18 protein-coding genes and 1 pseudogene are annotated in these 13,876 nt (G+C 68.8%); 6 read left to right on the top strand and 13 right to left on the bottom strand.

The genetic code is table 11. From position 1 onward, the window contains the following. Positions 1 to 15: 15 nt before the first annotated feature. From ilvN to ACFWNN_RS10720, 3 genes and pseudogenes are all read right to left on the bottom strand, one after another. A complete protein-coding gene (gene ilvN, locus ACFWNN_RS10730; RefSeq protein ID WP_382439658.1) occupies positions 16 to 282 on the bottom strand; it encodes an acetolactate synthase small subunit in 267 nt (88 codons plus the stop codon). Continuing rightward, a pseudogene (locus ACFWNN_RS10725) lies at positions 282 to 2,000 on the bottom strand (acetolactate synthase large subunit); the annotation flags it as partial. The gene ilvN and the pseudogene ACFWNN_RS10725, both read right to left, overlap by 1 nt. Before the next feature lie 8 nt (positions 2,001 to 2,008). Continuing rightward, positions 2,009 to 2,824 carry an AfsR/SARP family transcriptional regulator gene (locus tag ACFWNN_RS10720; RefSeq protein ID WP_189159246.1) on the bottom strand — a complete coding sequence of 272 codons (816 nt, stop codon included), beginning with the start codon at positions 2,822 to 2,824 and terminating at the stop codon, positions 2,009 to 2,011. 427 nt (positions 2,825 to 3,251) lie between these two features. Between ACFWNN_RS10720 and ACFWNN_RS10715 the strand changes: the two genes are divergently transcribed. After that, complete coding sequence (locus ACFWNN_RS10715; RefSeq protein ID WP_382439657.1) at positions 3,252 to 4,319, top strand: sensor histidine kinase; 1,068 nt, start codon at positions 3,252 to 3,254, stop codon at positions 4,317 to 4,319. Between the two features lie 63 nt (positions 4,320 to 4,382). Here ACFWNN_RS10715 and ACFWNN_RS10710 read toward each other — a convergent pair whose 3' ends face one another. The 3 genes from ACFWNN_RS10710 to ACFWNN_RS10700 all read right to left on the bottom strand — a co-directional run bounded on the left by ACFWNN_RS10710 (position 4,383) and on the right by ACFWNN_RS10700 (position 6,615). Then, positions 4,383 to 4,988, bottom strand: coding sequence for a DNA-binding response regulator (locus ACFWNN_RS10710; RefSeq protein ID WP_093600134.1), 606 nt, complete (start codon positions 4,986 to 4,988; stop codon positions 4,383 to 4,385). 286 nt (positions 4,989 to 5,274) lie between these two features. Continuing rightward, on the bottom strand, positions 5,275 to 5,958 hold the full coding sequence (locus tag ACFWNN_RS10705) for an SDR family NAD(P)-dependent oxidoreductase (RefSeq protein WP_382439656.1): 684 nt from the start codon (positions 5,956 to 5,958) through the stop codon (positions 5,275 to 5,277). A 66-nt stretch (positions 5,959 to 6,024) separates the two neighbouring features. Further along, the gene (locus tag ACFWNN_RS10700) at positions 6,025 to 6,615 is read right to left on the bottom strand and encodes a TetR/AcrR family transcriptional regulator (RefSeq protein WP_382439655.1); all 591 of its coding nucleotides are present in this window, start codon (positions 6,613 to 6,615) and stop codon (positions 6,025 to 6,027) included. Between the two features lie 89 nt (positions 6,616 to 6,704). Between ACFWNN_RS10700 and ACFWNN_RS10695 the strand changes: the two genes are divergently transcribed. The 5 genes from ACFWNN_RS10695 (at position 6,705) to ACFWNN_RS10675 (ending at position 11,127) form a co-directional block, all read left to right on the top strand. Further along, positions 6,705 to 7,013: a hypothetical protein gene (locus ACFWNN_RS10695; RefSeq protein WP_382439654.1), complete on the top strand. Its 309-nt coding sequence runs from the start codon at positions 6,705 to 6,707 to the stop codon at positions 7,011 to 7,013. After that, a complete protein-coding gene (locus ACFWNN_RS10690) occupies positions 7,010 to 7,900 on the top strand; it encodes an oxidoreductase (RefSeq protein WP_382439653.1) in 891 nt (296 codons plus the stop codon). Before ACFWNN_RS10695 ends, ACFWNN_RS10690 begins: the two co-directional genes overlap by 4 nt. A 231-nt stretch (positions 7,901 to 8,131) precedes the next feature. Further along, on the top strand, positions 8,132 to 9,133 hold the full coding sequence (gene lipA, locus ACFWNN_RS10685; protein WP_382439652.1) for a lipoyl synthase: 1,002 nt from the start codon (positions 8,132 to 8,134) through the stop codon (positions 9,131 to 9,133). A 717-nt stretch (positions 9,134 to 9,850) separates the two neighbouring features. Beyond that, positions 9,851 to 10,099: a hypothetical protein gene (locus ACFWNN_RS10680; RefSeq protein WP_382439651.1), complete on the top strand. Its 249-nt coding sequence runs from the start codon at positions 9,851 to 9,853 to the stop codon at positions 10,097 to 10,099. Next, the gene (locus ACFWNN_RS10675) at positions 10,096 to 11,127 is read left to right on the top strand and encodes a hypothetical protein (protein WP_382439650.1); all 1,032 of its coding nucleotides are present in this window, start codon (positions 10,096 to 10,098) and stop codon (positions 11,125 to 11,127) included. The genes ACFWNN_RS10680 and ACFWNN_RS10675 overlap by 4 nt, the downstream gene beginning before the upstream one ends. Positions 11,128 to 11,130: 3 nt before the next feature. Here the strand turns inward: ACFWNN_RS10675 and ACFWNN_RS10670 are convergent, their stop codons facing one another. Genes ACFWNN_RS10670 through ACFWNN_RS10640 form a run of 7 tightly spaced genes read right to left on the bottom strand, consistent with a single transcriptional unit; the run spans position 11,131 to position 13,873 of the window. Then, the gene (locus ACFWNN_RS10670; RefSeq protein WP_382439649.1) at positions 11,131 to 11,670 is read right to left on the bottom strand and encodes an alkaline shock response membrane anchor protein AmaP; all 540 of its coding nucleotides are present in this window, start codon (positions 11,668 to 11,670) and stop codon (positions 11,131 to 11,133) included. Continuing rightward, on the bottom strand, positions 11,667 to 12,185 hold the full coding sequence (locus tag ACFWNN_RS10665) for a DUF6286 domain-containing protein (RefSeq protein ID WP_382439648.1): 519 nt from the start codon (positions 12,183 to 12,185) through the stop codon (positions 11,667 to 11,669). Before ACFWNN_RS10665 ends, ACFWNN_RS10670 begins: the two co-directional genes overlap by 4 nt. Next, positions 12,182 to 12,547 carry an Asp23/Gls24 family envelope stress response protein gene (locus tag ACFWNN_RS10660; protein ID WP_382439647.1) on the bottom strand — a complete coding sequence of 122 codons (366 nt, stop codon included), beginning with the start codon at positions 12,545 to 12,547 and terminating at the stop codon, positions 12,182 to 12,184. Before ACFWNN_RS10660 ends, ACFWNN_RS10665 begins: the two co-directional genes overlap by 4 nt. Positions 12,548 to 12,549: 2 nt before the next feature. After that, positions 12,550 to 12,726: a hypothetical protein gene (locus tag ACFWNN_RS10655; RefSeq protein ID WP_089922533.1), complete on the bottom strand. Its 177-nt coding sequence runs from the start codon at positions 12,724 to 12,726 to the stop codon at positions 12,550 to 12,552. Positions 12,727 to 12,737: 11 nt separating this feature from the next. Next, complete coding sequence (locus tag ACFWNN_RS10650; protein ID WP_382439646.1) at positions 12,738 to 13,181, bottom strand: Asp23/Gls24 family envelope stress response protein; 444 nt, start codon at positions 13,179 to 13,181, stop codon at positions 12,738 to 12,740. A 57-nt stretch (positions 13,182 to 13,238) separates the two neighbouring features. Beyond that, positions 13,239 to 13,523, bottom strand: a complete 285-nt coding sequence (locus ACFWNN_RS10645) for a hypothetical protein (protein WP_382439645.1) — start codon at positions 13,521 to 13,523, stop codon at positions 13,239 to 13,241. Positions 13,524 to 13,525: 2 nt separating this feature from the next. After that, the gene (locus ACFWNN_RS10640) at positions 13,526 to 13,873 is read right to left on the bottom strand and encodes an Asp23/Gls24 family envelope stress response protein (RefSeq protein WP_382439644.1); all 348 of its coding nucleotides are present in this window, start codon (positions 13,871 to 13,873) and stop codon (positions 13,526 to 13,528) included. Positions 13,874 to 13,876: the final 3 nt, after the last annotated feature.

Genomic DNA, 13,876 nt, shown 5'->3' with positions numbered 1-13,876 from the left:
CCGTTTCTTCCGTTTCTAGGCGCCGAGTTCGAGCGCTTCGTCGTGGGTGCGGTCGACGACGTTCTTGACGTCGACGATCCGGCCGAGCTGCTTGATCAGCTGGCTGACCGTGCGCCCGTCCTGGAGCTCGACCACGACGTCGAGGCGGGAGAGGTCGCCTCTCTCGGCGGGGGCGAGGCTCAGCGACTCGACGTCGACGCCCCGGCTGGAGAACAGCACCACGATCCGTGCCAGCGCTCCCGGCTCGTTGCGCAGCAACAGGGAAAGCGAATGTCTGGTCATCACTCTTCCTCGTCGAACAGGGGCCGGATGCCCCGCGCGGCCATGATCTCGTCGTTCCCGGTGCCCGCGGCGACCATCGGCCAGACCTGGGCGTCCTGTCCCACCACGAAGTCGACGACCACGGGCCGGTCGCGGACCGCCATCGCCTCCAGGATCGTGCCGTCCACTTCGGACTTCGACTCGCAGCGCAGCCCGACGCAGCCGAGCGCGTCGGCGAGCTTGACGAAGTCGGGGTGGCGGTTGTGGGTGCCGAGCCGGGTGTTGGAGTAGCGGCCCTCGTAGAACAGGGTCTGCCACTGGCGGACCATGCCGAGGTTGCCGTTGTTGATGATCGCGACCTTGATGGGGATGCCTTCGGCGGCGCAGGTCGCGAGCTCCTGGTTGGTCATCTGGAAGCAGCCGTCGCCATCGATGGCCCAGACGGTGCGTTCCGGGGCGCCGGTCTGCGCGCCCATCGCCGCCGGCACCGCGAAGCCCATCGTGCCGGCGCCGCCGGAGTTGAGGAACGAGCCGGGGCGTTCGTACTTGACGTACTGGGCGGCCCACATCTGGTGCTGGCCGACGCCCGCGACGTAGATGGCCTCAGGGCCGGTGAGCTTGCTGATGCGTTCGATCACGTACTGCGGTGCCACCATGCCGTCCGCCGGCCAGTCGTAGCCCAGCGGGTAGGTGGTGAGCAGGCCGCCGAGGTAGTTCCACCAGTCCGTGAGGTCCGGTTTCCGCGTGATGACCGCTGAGAGCGCTGCCATGACGTCCTTGCAGTCGCCGACGATGCCGACGTCCGCCTTGCGGTTCTTGGAGATCTCGGCGGGGTCGATGTCGGCGTGGATCACCGCGGCGTGCGGGGCGAAGTCGGGCAGCAGGCCCGTGACGCGGTCGTCGAACCTCGTGCCGAGGGCGATCAGCAGGTCGGCCCGTTGCAGTCCGGCGACGGCGGGCACCGTGCCGTGCATGCCCGGCATGCCGAGGTGCAGCGGGTGCGAGTCGGGGAACGCGCCGCGGGCCATGAGCGTGGTGACGACCGGGATGCCGGTCTTCTCCGCGAGCTTCAGCAGGTCCTGCGACGCGCCGCTGCGGATCACGCCGCCGCCGATGTAGAACACCGGCCGCCTGGACGATCCGATGAGCTGGGCGGCGTTGCGGATCTGCACCGGGGAGAGCACCGGCCGCGGCTGGACGGTGATCTTCGGCGGGGTGTAGGTGGTGGCGGTGGCCAGCACGTCCTTGGGCAGGTCCACCAGCACCGGTCCCGGCCGTCCGCTCGCCGCGATCCGGAACGCCTCGGCGATCACGCGGGGGATGTCGGCCGGGTCGTGCACCTGGAAGCTGTGCTTGGTGATCGGCAGCGTGATGCTGCGGATGTCCGCCTCCTGGAAGGCGTCCGTCCCGATCACCGACCTCGCCACCTGGCCGGTGATCGCCACGATCGGCACGGAGTCCATGTAGGCGTCCGCGAGGGGCGTGACCAGGTTCGTCGCCCCCGGCCCCGAGGTCGCCATGCAGACGCCCACACGTCCGGTCGCCTGCGCGTACCCCTGGGCCGCGTGCCCGGCGCCCTGTTCGTGACGCACGAGGACGTGCCGGATCTTCGAGTCGAACAGCGGGTCGTACGCGGGCAGGATGGCCCCGCCGGGCATTCCGAAGATCACCTCGCAGCCGACGTCCTCAAGCGCCTTGATCAACGCACCTGCACCGGTGGTGTCCACGGTTGCTCCCCGAACTTCGATCAGCCCGCGAGCTGGCGCTCCAGCTGGCGCGGCGACAACGGCTTGTCGAGCGACGGCTCGGAGCTCAGGATCGCCCGCTGCAACTGACGGAGCCTTTCGGACGGCTCAAGCCCGAGCTCCTCGATCAGCGTGTCGCGCAGGGACTGGTAGGCCTCCAGCGACTTCCACTGCCGGCCCGCCCGGTAGAGCGCGAGCATGTACTGCGCGCAGAGGTTCTCGTGCATGGGGTGCTGCGCGGTGAGCACCGAGAGCTCGCTCAGCAGCGACTGGTGCTTGCCCAGCTGGAGGTCGGCCTCGATGCGGGTCTCCAGCACGCCGAGACGGCTCTCCTGCAAACGGGTGACCTCCATGCCGAGCCGCACGCCGATCTGGACGTCGACGAGCACGGGCCCGCGCCACACCTCGGCGGCGCTGCGCAGCAGACGGCTCGCGGACTCCAGGTCGCCGACCTCGAACGCGCGCTGACCGGCACTCGCGAGCCGCTCGTAGCTGCGGACGTCGACGCTCTCCGGCGGCACGTCCAGCATGTAGCCGCCGTAACGGGTCACCAGAACGTTCTTCGCGACACCGGGCCCCTCCCCCGGCATGGCCGCCTCGATGCGCCGGCGCACCTGCAGCACGTACGTCTGCAGAGTCGTGAGAGCGCTGCGTGGCGGTGTCATTCCCCAAAGCTCTTCGATCAACGTCGGGACCGTGACGACGTGGCCTGCCTGAAGGCCGAGCAGCGAGAGCACCTGCCTGGGCTTCACCGCGCTCGGTGCGATCGAGACGCCGTTCTCCCGTGCCTCCAGCGGTCCCAGAACCTTGATCTCCATTGGAGCCTCCCCTGCTCAGCGGCGGTCGACTTGGTCGTGCCATCAAGTTCACCTGAGCCGGGCTATCGGACGCCACGTATGCCGCCATGACTCTCGGATGGCGAACTACTGCGCCCGGCGTGAGAAATTCATATGCTCAAACGAACCCAAACCGCCCCGTGCCGTAATCGTCCGAACACATGCTGTGACGGTTACTCGGAAATACTCGTCCATTGGCGTGACAGCTCACTGCAAGTCAATGCGAATTCGCATTCTGAACCGATACAGTTGCCGTCCCGAACTGCCCTCGCATGTCTAGTATTCGGCCTGGGCGCGCGCCGTGCGAGGTCTTTGACCGGCGTTGACGGTCAAACTTTGCTCTGGAGCAGATGCTCTTGGGGGGCACGTGAATGCTTCGCCTGCGATACCGAGATACCGCGCGATCATCGTGGCGGTCTTCGCAGCGGTGTGCCTGACCGACCTGACCCGCGCGTTACTTCTCGCCGGCGAGATCACCGAATTGGCGGTGTCGGTCATTGATTTAGCGGTACTTGTCCTGCTGCAAGTGTCGTATTTCAGGCATCTGACCGCACTCCGCCGCCACCTCGTGCTGGCAGCCCAAGCGACCCTGCTGGTCTTACCGTACGTCCTCTTCGGCCATTCCTGGGCGGGTGTCGCAGGTCTTGTAGCAGGCAACGCCCTGCTCGTCCTGCGCCCCGTTTTCGGCTGGTCCGTCTTCGTCGCGACGGTCGTCGCCACCGGCCTCGCCCAAGCCGTCCACGGCGAGGCGATGCTGGCCACCGCGGCCACCGCCCTGCTCCTGGCGGGCCTGGCCACCGGCTTCGCCACCCACCGGGACTGGCCGGCCGCCCTGGACCCCGTACCGCCCCCGGACCCGGTCGTCACCACCACGGCGGCCGTGACCGCGGAACGCGTCCGGGTGGCCCGCGACCTGCACGACCTCCTCGGCTACAGCCTGAGCGCCATCAAGCTGAAGAGCGAACTGGCCGGCCGAATCGTCGCCGACCGCCCGGACCACGGCTGGGAGTTCATGCAGGAGCACATCACCGATATATTGGATATCACCCATCACGCCCTGGCGGACGTGCGTTCCCTGGCCCGCGCCTACCGCCCGTTGTCCCTGGCGGACACCTCGGACTCGGCCAAGGCGATGCTGGCGGCCTCGAACATCGACGTCCGGGTGGAACTGGCCCACGACCCGCTCCCGGAACCGGTGGAAACCGTCCTGGCGGCCGTCCTCTGCGAAGCCGTGACCAACGTCCTGCGCCACAGCGAAGCCAGCACCTGCACCATCGGCGTCCGCCAGCGAGGCACCACGGTCCTGCTCGACGTCATCAACGACGGCGCCGCGGACCGAGCCCTCTCGATGGACTGCAACGGCGTCCGCAACCAGGCCGAACGCGTCAAGGCGGCGGGCGGCACGTTCAGCGCCCGCCACATAGGCGACGGCTCGTTCCACGTGCACGCGGCGATCCCAGCGGCCCCGGCCCCCTGACCGCTCGCGGCCGCCCGAGCCGACCCACGCTGCTCGACTCAGGCAACCAACCGGTCGGTCGGCTCAGAACCAGCCGGACTTGCGGGCGATGCGGACGGCGTCGACCCGGTTGCGGGCGTCGAGCTTGGCCGTCGCCGCCGTCAGGTAGTTGCGCACCGTCCCGACCGACAGGAACAGGGTCGTCGCGATCTCCATCGCGTCCGCCCCGTCCGACGCCAGCCGCAGCACTTCGAGCTCACGCGGAGTCAGCGGGCACTCGTCGGTGTCCCACGCGGAAAGCGCGAGCTGCGAGTCGATCACGCGCCGACCAATTGAGACGCCGCGAATGGCGTCAGCGAGTTCTCCAACCGGAGCATCCTTGAGGATGAAGCCGTTCACCCGTGCGTTCAGCGCGCGCCGCAGAGTGCCCGGACGACCGAGGCTCGTGAGAATGAGTGTGCGTGTCTCAGGCGCGGTGTCGTGGATCACGGTGGCGGCGGAAAGGCCGTCCATACCCGGCAGGTCGATGTCGAGCACCGCTACGTCCGGTTTGTTCTTCTCGACCGCGGCGATGATTTCGTCACCTGTTGCTACCGACGCGACGACCTCAATATCCGGTTCGAGATTCAACAAGGCGACCAAAGCGCCGCGGACCATTTGCACGTCCTCGGCTAGTAGCACTCTGATCATCCGACCCCCTTGCTTGCCCCCAGGTCACCATTTCGAGTCTTACACTCGGTGACCATGCAGGACAAGCATTGAGTCCGGCCGCGACGAGCGTTACTCCAGATGCGCTATGAGCAATTAATAGAGGTTATCGGCGGATGACATGGGGTCACCGCCCGCTCACAGATTGCTGACGGACCGAATCGCCGACCGGACGGCTCCAGGGTCACACGAGCACAAAACGGTACAAGCGATTCGGTCCGTGCGGCAGGGTGCGAACGACCGACAGAGCCGATCTTCGGGCACCGGCTCAGCGCGTCTCGCCCCATCGCTCCAGCAGTTCCAGACCGCCGTCGACGGTGATCACCTGACCCTGAATCCACGCCGCCTCGTCGGTGCACAGCAACGACACCGCGTTCGCGATGTCCTGCGGCAGGGTGACGCGACCGGAAGGGCTCTTGATCGCGAGCCGGTCCACGAGGTCCGGGTCGATGTTCATGGGGCCGTTGTCCACGACGGTGGTGACGACAGCGTTGACGGCGACCCGGTACCAGGCCATTTCCAGCGCGAGTGTGCGGATCACGCCGTGCACCGGTGTCACCGTGTAACCGGCGACGACGACACGTCCGCCGTCCACCAAAGCCTTCGCGAGCGGCTCCACGAGGTTCAGCAACGGTGTGAGGTCCGGCGACACCGCGTGGTGCACGAACACGTCGAGCTGGCCGCGTTCCTGCTTGACCTGGTCGAGCAGGAGCCGCACCGAGTGCTCGTCGTGGATGTTGAGCTGGGTGACGGTGACCGAGCCGGGCTTGCCGGCGAGCACGGTCTTCGCGCGCTCCAGGTCGACGTTGTCACCGTCGGAAGTCGTGAGGATGACGTGGGCGCCGTTGTCGCAGAGCTTGCTCGCGATGGCGAGACCGAGCCCGTGCGTGCCCGACGTGACCACTGCGATCTTGCCGTCGAGCCCCAGGCGCGTGTTGACAGGTTCGATCATGATGACGACCACCTCAATGTCCGCGTGGTGATCGACGTTCCGCTCGGGCACTAGGGCCGAACTCGACTACTTCTTGCGCAAACCTTCCAAAACACGCAGGATCGCGCGTTCGACCTCACGCCCGGTGCGCTTCGGATCGGACGAGCTCGCGATGGTGCTCGCGCCCGCGGAGAGTGCTCCGAACAGCAGCCGGGCCATGATCTCCACCGGCGCCTCCTCGATCTCGCCGGCGTCGACGAGCAGCTGCACGGCCGTGCGGAGCAGACCGAAGCTGAACTGCTCCTCGGCCTCGCGCCAGCGCTCCCAGCCCATCACCACCGGCGCCTCGTGGACGATGATCCGCTGGTATTCGGGTTCCAGGCACTTGCGGACGTACGCGCGCAGGCCCGCGACGGCGGTCTCCCAGGCGTCGCCGTCGGCCGTGATCAGCGCGGTCAGCGACTCGATCGACTTGGTCTCGACCTGGGCGAAGGCCGCTTCGAACAACGCCTGCTTGCCGGAGAAGTGGTGGTAGAGCGCGCCTTTCGTCACGCGGGCGCGTTTGACGACCTCGTCGAGCGAGGTGCCCGCGTAGCCGCGTTTGGTGAAGAGGTCGACGGCGCTGTCGACCAACGCCTGCCTGGTCGACTCCGAGTACTCGGCGCGTCGTGTTCGCACGACCGAAACGTATCTCACATACCGACGGTACGTACCGGTGGTATGGTCGTGTCATACCGAGGGTATGCGAGAAACCGGGGGTACGAGACATGGGCTGGGCAGACCACTACCGCCGTCGCGACGCGCTCGACGCCGTCCTGCGCGACGCCCGCCGCGACCCGTCCGCACCGCTGATCGTGGATCCGGACGTCTTCGACTCACTGCACGAACTGCTGCTGGCGCTCGACCACCGCTGGCAGAACAAGCTGACCGCACGCATGGAGAACGCGTCACTGGCGGGCCACGTCGACGAAGGCCGCGTCACCGCTGAACTCGCCGCCGAGGAGCCGGTGTTGCGAGCAGTACTCGACGCACACCTTTCGCTCGACAGTTACCGGGCGGTAGGAATGACCCCATGAGTCCTTGGACCGAAGCCGACATCCCTGACCAGACAGGCCGCACCGTCCTCGTGACGGGCGCCAACTCCGGTCTCGGCCTGCGCACCGCCCAGGTGCTCGCGGGCAGGGGCGCCCACGTGCTCATGGGGTGTCGCTCGGTCCAGCGCGGGGAGGACGCGCGCCTGTCCGTCCCTGGCTCGGCCGAGGTGCTCGAACTCGACCTCGCCGACCTCTCCTCCGTGCGCGCCGCGGCCGAGAAGGTGGAGAAGCTCGACGTCCTCGTCAACAACGCGGGCATCATGGCCGTCCCGAACGGCCGGACCGCCGACGGCTTCGAGCGCCAGTTCGGCACCAACCACCTGGGCCCCGCCGCGCTGACGTTCCTGCTGCTCCCCGTGCTGCGACGGAGCCCCGACCCGCGCGTTGTCACCGTGTCGTCGTTGATGCACCAGTACGGCCGCATGAACCTCGACGACCCGAACTGGGAGCGTCGCTCGTACAGCGCGCGGGGTGCGTACAGCCAGTCCAAGCTGGCCAACCTCTTGTTCATGCGCGAGCTGCAACGCCGTTCGCCGGACGTGGCGTCCATGGCGGCACACCCCGGCATGACGGCCACCGACCTCGCCAACAACATGGCCGACGCACACAGGTCGTCCGTGATCCGAGCGGGCGGCAAGCTGATCGGCCTGTTCTCGCAGTCCGTCGAGATGGGCGCGTTGCCGCAGCTCTACGCCGCGACGTCGCCCGACGCGCACGGCGGCGCGTACTACGGCCCCGGCGGTTTCAACGGCCTGCGCGGCTACCCGTCCACCGCGGGCATGACCGCCGCGGCTCGCGACGACCTGGCCGCGAACCGCCTCTGGGAGCTCACGACCAAGCTCACCGGAATCGCTCCAGACCTTCCGTAGGGGTGTCGGCGCCCTCACCTCGGGGGGAGTCGGGAAGGCGCCGACGGGCCCGGTCGTCACCTCCGGGCCGGGAACATCTTGTGCACACCGGTGTTGTTCATGGTCGGCGCGACCTGCGTGAACAACGGATCGTGAACAACGAGCGCTCCACCGGAAGCCTGGTTCGAGTACTTACCCTGACGTGGTAGTGCGTGACCCCGGACACTTGAGTGCGCAGCGTAGGGTGAGGATGTGACTGTGGTACCCGAGGGTCGGAAGCTTCTGCGGCTTGAGGTCCGCAACAGCCAAACGCCGATCGAGAAGAAGCCTTCCTGGATCAAGACGCGGGCCAAGATGGGCCCCGAGTACCGGGAGCTCAAAGGTCTCGTCAAACGCGAAGGCCTGCACACGGTCTGCGAAGAGGCCGGCTGTCCCAACATCTACGAGTGCTGGGAAGACCGCGAGGCGACGTTCCTGATCGGCGGCGAGCAGTGCACCCGGCGCTGCGACTTCTGCCAGATCGACACGGGCAAGCCCGCCGACCTCGACCGCGACGAACCACGCCGCGTCGCCGAGTCCGTCCAGGCGATGGGTCTGCGCTACTCCACGGTCACGGGTGTCGCCCGTGACGACCTCGCCGACGGCGGCGCGTGGCTGTACGCCGAGACGGTCCGCCAGATCCACGAGATGAACCCCGGCACGGGCGTCGAGCTGCTGATCCCGGACTTCAACGCGGTCCCGGAGCAGCTGGCCGAGGTCTTCGAGTCGCGCCCCGAGGTGCTCGCGCACAACCTGGAGACCGTCCCGCGGATCTTCAAGCGCATCCGCCCGGCGTTCCGCTACGAGCGTTCGCTCGAGGTGATCACCAAGGCCCGCGAGTTCGGCCTGGTCACCAAGTCGAACCTGATCCTCGGCATGGGCGAGACCCCCGAGGAGGTCACGGAGGCGCTCGCCGACCTCCACGACGCGGGCTGCGACATCATCACCATCACCCAGTACCTGCGGCCGTCGCCGCGGCACCACCCGGTCGAGCGCTGGGTGAAGCCCGAGGAGTTCGTGCAGCACAAGGAGACGGCCGAGGAGATCGGCTTCCTCGGCGTGATGGCGGGCCCGCTCGTCCGCTCCTCCTACCGCGCCGGCCGCCTGTACGCGCAGGCGAAGCAGAAGCGCGGCGAGGACCTGCCGGAGAACCTGCAGCACCTGCTGACGGTCTCGGCGTCCCAGGAGATCACCAGCCTGCTCGCCCCGCGCTAGCCACCGGAACCGCTCGAAAGCAGGTCGGCCTCAGGGCCGGCCTGCTTTTTTGTGCGCGACGATTCTTTCCGACATTGAATTCCCGGCGACTTCACCCCGCATGTACAGCGAAGGTGATCAGCCGGGTTGAACCACGCCATACCGTTGGGCGCCGCGCGAGAACCGGTCGGCGCAAGCCTTTCCTCGGCAAGATCGGCGAGTAAACGCCCGGCGACCGCTGCAACGGTCGTACTGCCGGGCGCTACCACTTCCGGGGTCGTATCCGCTCCACGGACACACCTTCGGCTTGAACTGCTACGCATCAAGAGTGCGGTGCACAGCGCACACGCTCAACAGCACCGGGGTGTTCAGGGATGTCCTCGAACGTCCGACGGCTCTGACCAGCAACGATGCGGTGTGTGATCCTACCTTCGGGTGCCGGGCGCCCACCGTCCGCCGACGTCCGAAGTCCGCTTTTCGCCACATTCGCGGGCGTTCGAAAACGTTCACGGCCAATACCGCTGCCCGCCTTTCAGCCCAATGCGCACATCACCTTGAACGAACGACATGAACGAGCGTGTCGCGGTTTCACATTCACGCTTCGTTTGTGCCAAAGTGCCCGACACACGTCTCGGACTTCACCGGTGTGATGCGGCTGCAACCGCTCGCTCCGGTCTCCGGGTCGTTCCGCTCCACGACACAAATGATCAAGAAATCCCTTTCGGAAGGAATCTGCTCATGTCCGAGCGCCTCAGGCGTTCACTGCGCACCCTGATCTGGCCCGCCCTGCGCCTGCTGATCTGGGGTGCCATGGCGACCGCCGTCCTCGTCGCCCTCGCGCAGGGACAGGATCCGCTGACGGTGCTGGCCCTGCTGGGGTGCACGGCGTCCGCCGCGGAGCCCATCGCGCGCTGGGTGCAGAACGCCGCGTCGGTGCGCCCGCCGACGCGGTTCGGCACGTCGCGCCCGGAGACGGCGAGCGGATGACGGTCACCGCCGATCGGAACGACCTTCCGGGGGCGGAGCAGCAACGCGAGCTGGCCGGAGTCCTGCGCGGGCTCCGGCTGGCCGCCGGAACCTCGCCCGAGGACTTCGCCGCCGCGTACGAGATCTCGCCGCTGCAGGTGAGGTTCATCGAGGACGCCGCCGCCATCCCCGCGCGCACCCACCTGTACGCGTACCTCGACCTGGCCGACGACGACGCCCGGACGAGGGCCCGCGTGCTCAAGCTGTGGTCGCTGGTGCACAAGAGCCACACCAAGCGCAGGCATGCCCGCCGCGACCACCAGGCGTCGCTGCGGCCGAACGTTCCCCGGCCGGAGTCACCTCCCGAACACGAGGAGACCCTCCTGGAGACGACGGTGACCATGAAGCCGCTGCCGCTCAGCCGTCAGGAGACCAGGTTGACGTTGTCGAAACCCGCGTGGCGACGGGCGGCCCAGGTCTCGAAGGCGGACTCCGCGCTGTGGCCCGATCCTGGCCTGCTGCAGTCGGCCGCGGCGTTCGCCCAGGCGCTGGAGAGCATCAAGAAGGGCACCGGCCTCTCCTACAAGATGCTCGCGCAGGCCACGAGCGACACGAACTACCCGCTGGCCTCCAGCACCGTGCACGGCATGTGCACGAAGCCGAAGCTGCCGGCCGGCGTCGACTCCGTCCGGTGCTTCATCGAGGTCTGCGGGGGCGACCAGCGCACGCAGCAACGCTGGGCGGCCGCGTGGCAACGCCTGCGGCAGGCCCCCGCCGACGCGACCGCGGCCTCTCCCGCACTGGCCGCGGACGCCGAGGCCGCTCGCCGGCTGCTCATCGACGCCACGACCGAGAACAAGCCCCGGACGGTGTGGACGCTGCCGGAGGAGGTGACCGCGGCCGAAGACGCCGACGAACCGGGCGAGCCGCAGGAGCCGGCGGAGGTCGTCACCCGCGAAGCCCTCCACCGGCTGCTGTTCTGGTTGCTGCCGCTGGTGTTCGTGTTCGGCGCGGTCACCGGTGCCCTGGTGCTGAGCCTGCTGACCTGACCGTCAGCGCACTCGTGCGTCGGCCTTCGTGGACGACATCCGGAACTCGACGGTGGCGTGCAGGTCCGGCGCTTCGAGGGCTTCGCGCAGGCGTGGCAGGCCCTCGTCGTCGATGCGGCGGCGGATCCCCCGCAGATCGGCGTCGCCGTGGGCGCGGACGACGAGGGCCAGGCGCGGGGCGGTGTGCGGGCCGGTCAGGGTGGCCTCGACCTTGCGCACGCCGGGGTAGGCGGTGATCTCGTCGGCGAACGGCGCGGTGGCCGTCGCGGTGGAGATGCGGGTGGCGCCCGTGTCGTCGGCCCAGCGCCAGGCCGTCACCTTGCGGCGCGGGACCTGGGCGGTGAGCCAGCGCAGGCACACCAGGGCGAGCACGACGGCGACGGCCGCGACCACCCACAGCACCCAGGCCGGCGGCAGTGCGGTGCCGGGCACGAGGGTGGCCGAGCGGTCCACCTGAGGTATCAGGTTCAGGTGGACGGCGATGGCGGCGCCGCCCGCCAGCAGCAGGACCAGGCCGAGGAGGCCGAGCAGGAAGCGGTTCACGATGTGCTCCTGAGTGCCTTGACGCGGACCACGACCTGCGGCGGCCTGGCCAGGGCGAACTCTCCGACGCGGGTTTCCACCGCGCTGCGGACGGCGTCACCTAGGCCGTCGACCACGGCACGTCTGGTGCGCACGACCGTGCGGACGCGACGGCGACGCACTTTCACCGCCGCGGATTCGACGCCGTCGACGACCGCGGCCGCGCGCAGGGCGTTGCGCAGGCCGCGCACCGACACGGCGGTGTGCTGGTCCAGTGCGGCGGTGCGCGGGCGTCCGGGCACGATCGCCGCGAGGAGCAGCAGAAGTCCGATGGCCGCGGCGACCCCGCCCGCCACGGCCACCTCCCGGGCCGACCACGGCGTGTCGTGCAGCCGGGTGACCAGGGAGTCGTAGGGCAGCCACGGCGGTTCGCCGAGGGCCAGCTGGACGGCGGTGACCGCGACCAGGACCGACGCCGCCAGCAGGACCAGCGCCGTGAGCGTGGCGGGCAGTGCCCGGCGGGAGCGGCGGGTCACTGGACCCTCCGCACCGGGGCGGTGTCCGTGCGCAGCACGACGACCGAAACGTCCACAACGGACACGCGCAGGCCGGTGAGGGCACCCACCCGTGCCACGAGGTGGGCGCGGACCCGTGCCGCGGTGGCCGCGACCGGTGCGGGGTAGCGCAGGTCGAGGCGGGCGTCGAGGGTGGCCGCTCCCCCGGTGACGCGGGCCGTGACGGCGCAGTCGAGCACGTCCGGCACCTCCAGGGCGGCACGCCCGGCGATGCGGCCCACCGCGCGGTCCGCGACGGTGGTCAGGCCCGGCTGGGCGGTCCCCGGCTGGGCCGTCTCCTGCTGAGCTGTCCCCTGCTGGGGGGCGGTGAGCGTGGTCGTCATCGTCAGTCCCTGTCCCTGCCCAGGAGTTGCGCGAGGTCGAGCTTGCCCTCGGCGACCCGGCCCGCGATGAGGCCGAGCGCGCCGAAGACGAGCACGAGCAGGAACGCGCTGAAGCCCCCGAACGCGGCGGCCAGGCCGAGCGCGAGCCCGGTCAGCAGGCCCAGTGCGGTGGTGCTCATGGCGTTTCCTCTCACTGCACGCGTGCGGGTTCGGGCTTCTCTTCGCCCTCGTTGTCGCTCGGGATGTGCACGTCGTTGACGTTGATGTTGACCTCGACGACCTCGAGGCCGGTGATCTGCTCGATCGCGGTGATCACGTTGGTGCGCACGGACTTCGCGAGGTCCGCGATCGGCACGCCGTACTCGACGACGAGCTCCAGGTCGACGGCGGCCTGCTTCTCGCCGACCTCGACCGACACGCCCTGGCCCGCGCTCGCGGTGGCGCCGGGGATGCGGTCGCGCAGCGCGCTGAGCGCTCGCGTAGCACCGCCGCCGAGCGCGTGCACGCCGCGGATCTCCCGCGCGGCGAGGCCCGCGACCTTCTGCACCACGACGTCCGCGATGGTGGTGGAACCCTTGTCGGTCACCAGCTTCCCGTTGGTGGCGTTGACCTTCTCGACAGCCTGCGTGCTCATCGCGCTTCCTTCCTTGGTGGCGTTCACATCAGTTCGACACGGGTGGTGGCGAAAACGTCACGACCCGTTCAGGTGATCAAGCGCACGTTTGTCCACATCGGTCACAACGACGCGGATGACGGCGTTCTCCCATTGCGTGCCAAGCAGAACCGACCGGAGCGCCGCACCGGCCTCGTCGATCGCCAGCGGCAGACGGGTGGCGACGACCCGGACGCACACCAGTTCGTCTTCCACGTCGACGGCCAGCGCGTCGACGTCCCAGGAGATCCACGACCGCGCGGGCTCCGGCACCGACGGCCGCAGCCCGTCGACCTTTTCCAGCGCCTTCAACAACTCCGTCACGATCACCATGCGACGTCCACCACCGTGACCACCACGGACTCCACCTCGACACCGGTCAGTTCCGGCACGAGCGCGCGCACGGACCGTTGCACCGCACGGGCGACGGCGGCGGCCTGGTCCATCCCGGAGATCACCACGTCCACCTCCAGCAGCACGGCGACACCGGACCGCCTCACCCGCACGCCTTCGATCGGCGCGGGCTGCAGTCCCTTGATCTGTTGCCGCGCCGCGCGCACCACCGAACTCACCAGGCCCGCCATCCCGGGCTGCACCCGCACGCCCGCGACTCTCTCGGCCGCGTGCACCGCGACCGCCGCCACCGCCGAAGCGGACACGACTGCTTCGATCACTCG

Source organism: Lentzea sp. NPDC058450, from assembly GCF_042721395.1.
Taxonomy (GTDB): Bacteria; Actinomycetota; Actinomycetes; order Mycobacteriales; family Pseudonocardiaceae; genus Lentzea.
Note: the sequence above shows the minus strand (reverse complement) of the source record. Positions and strands in the feature narration are given on the sequence as shown.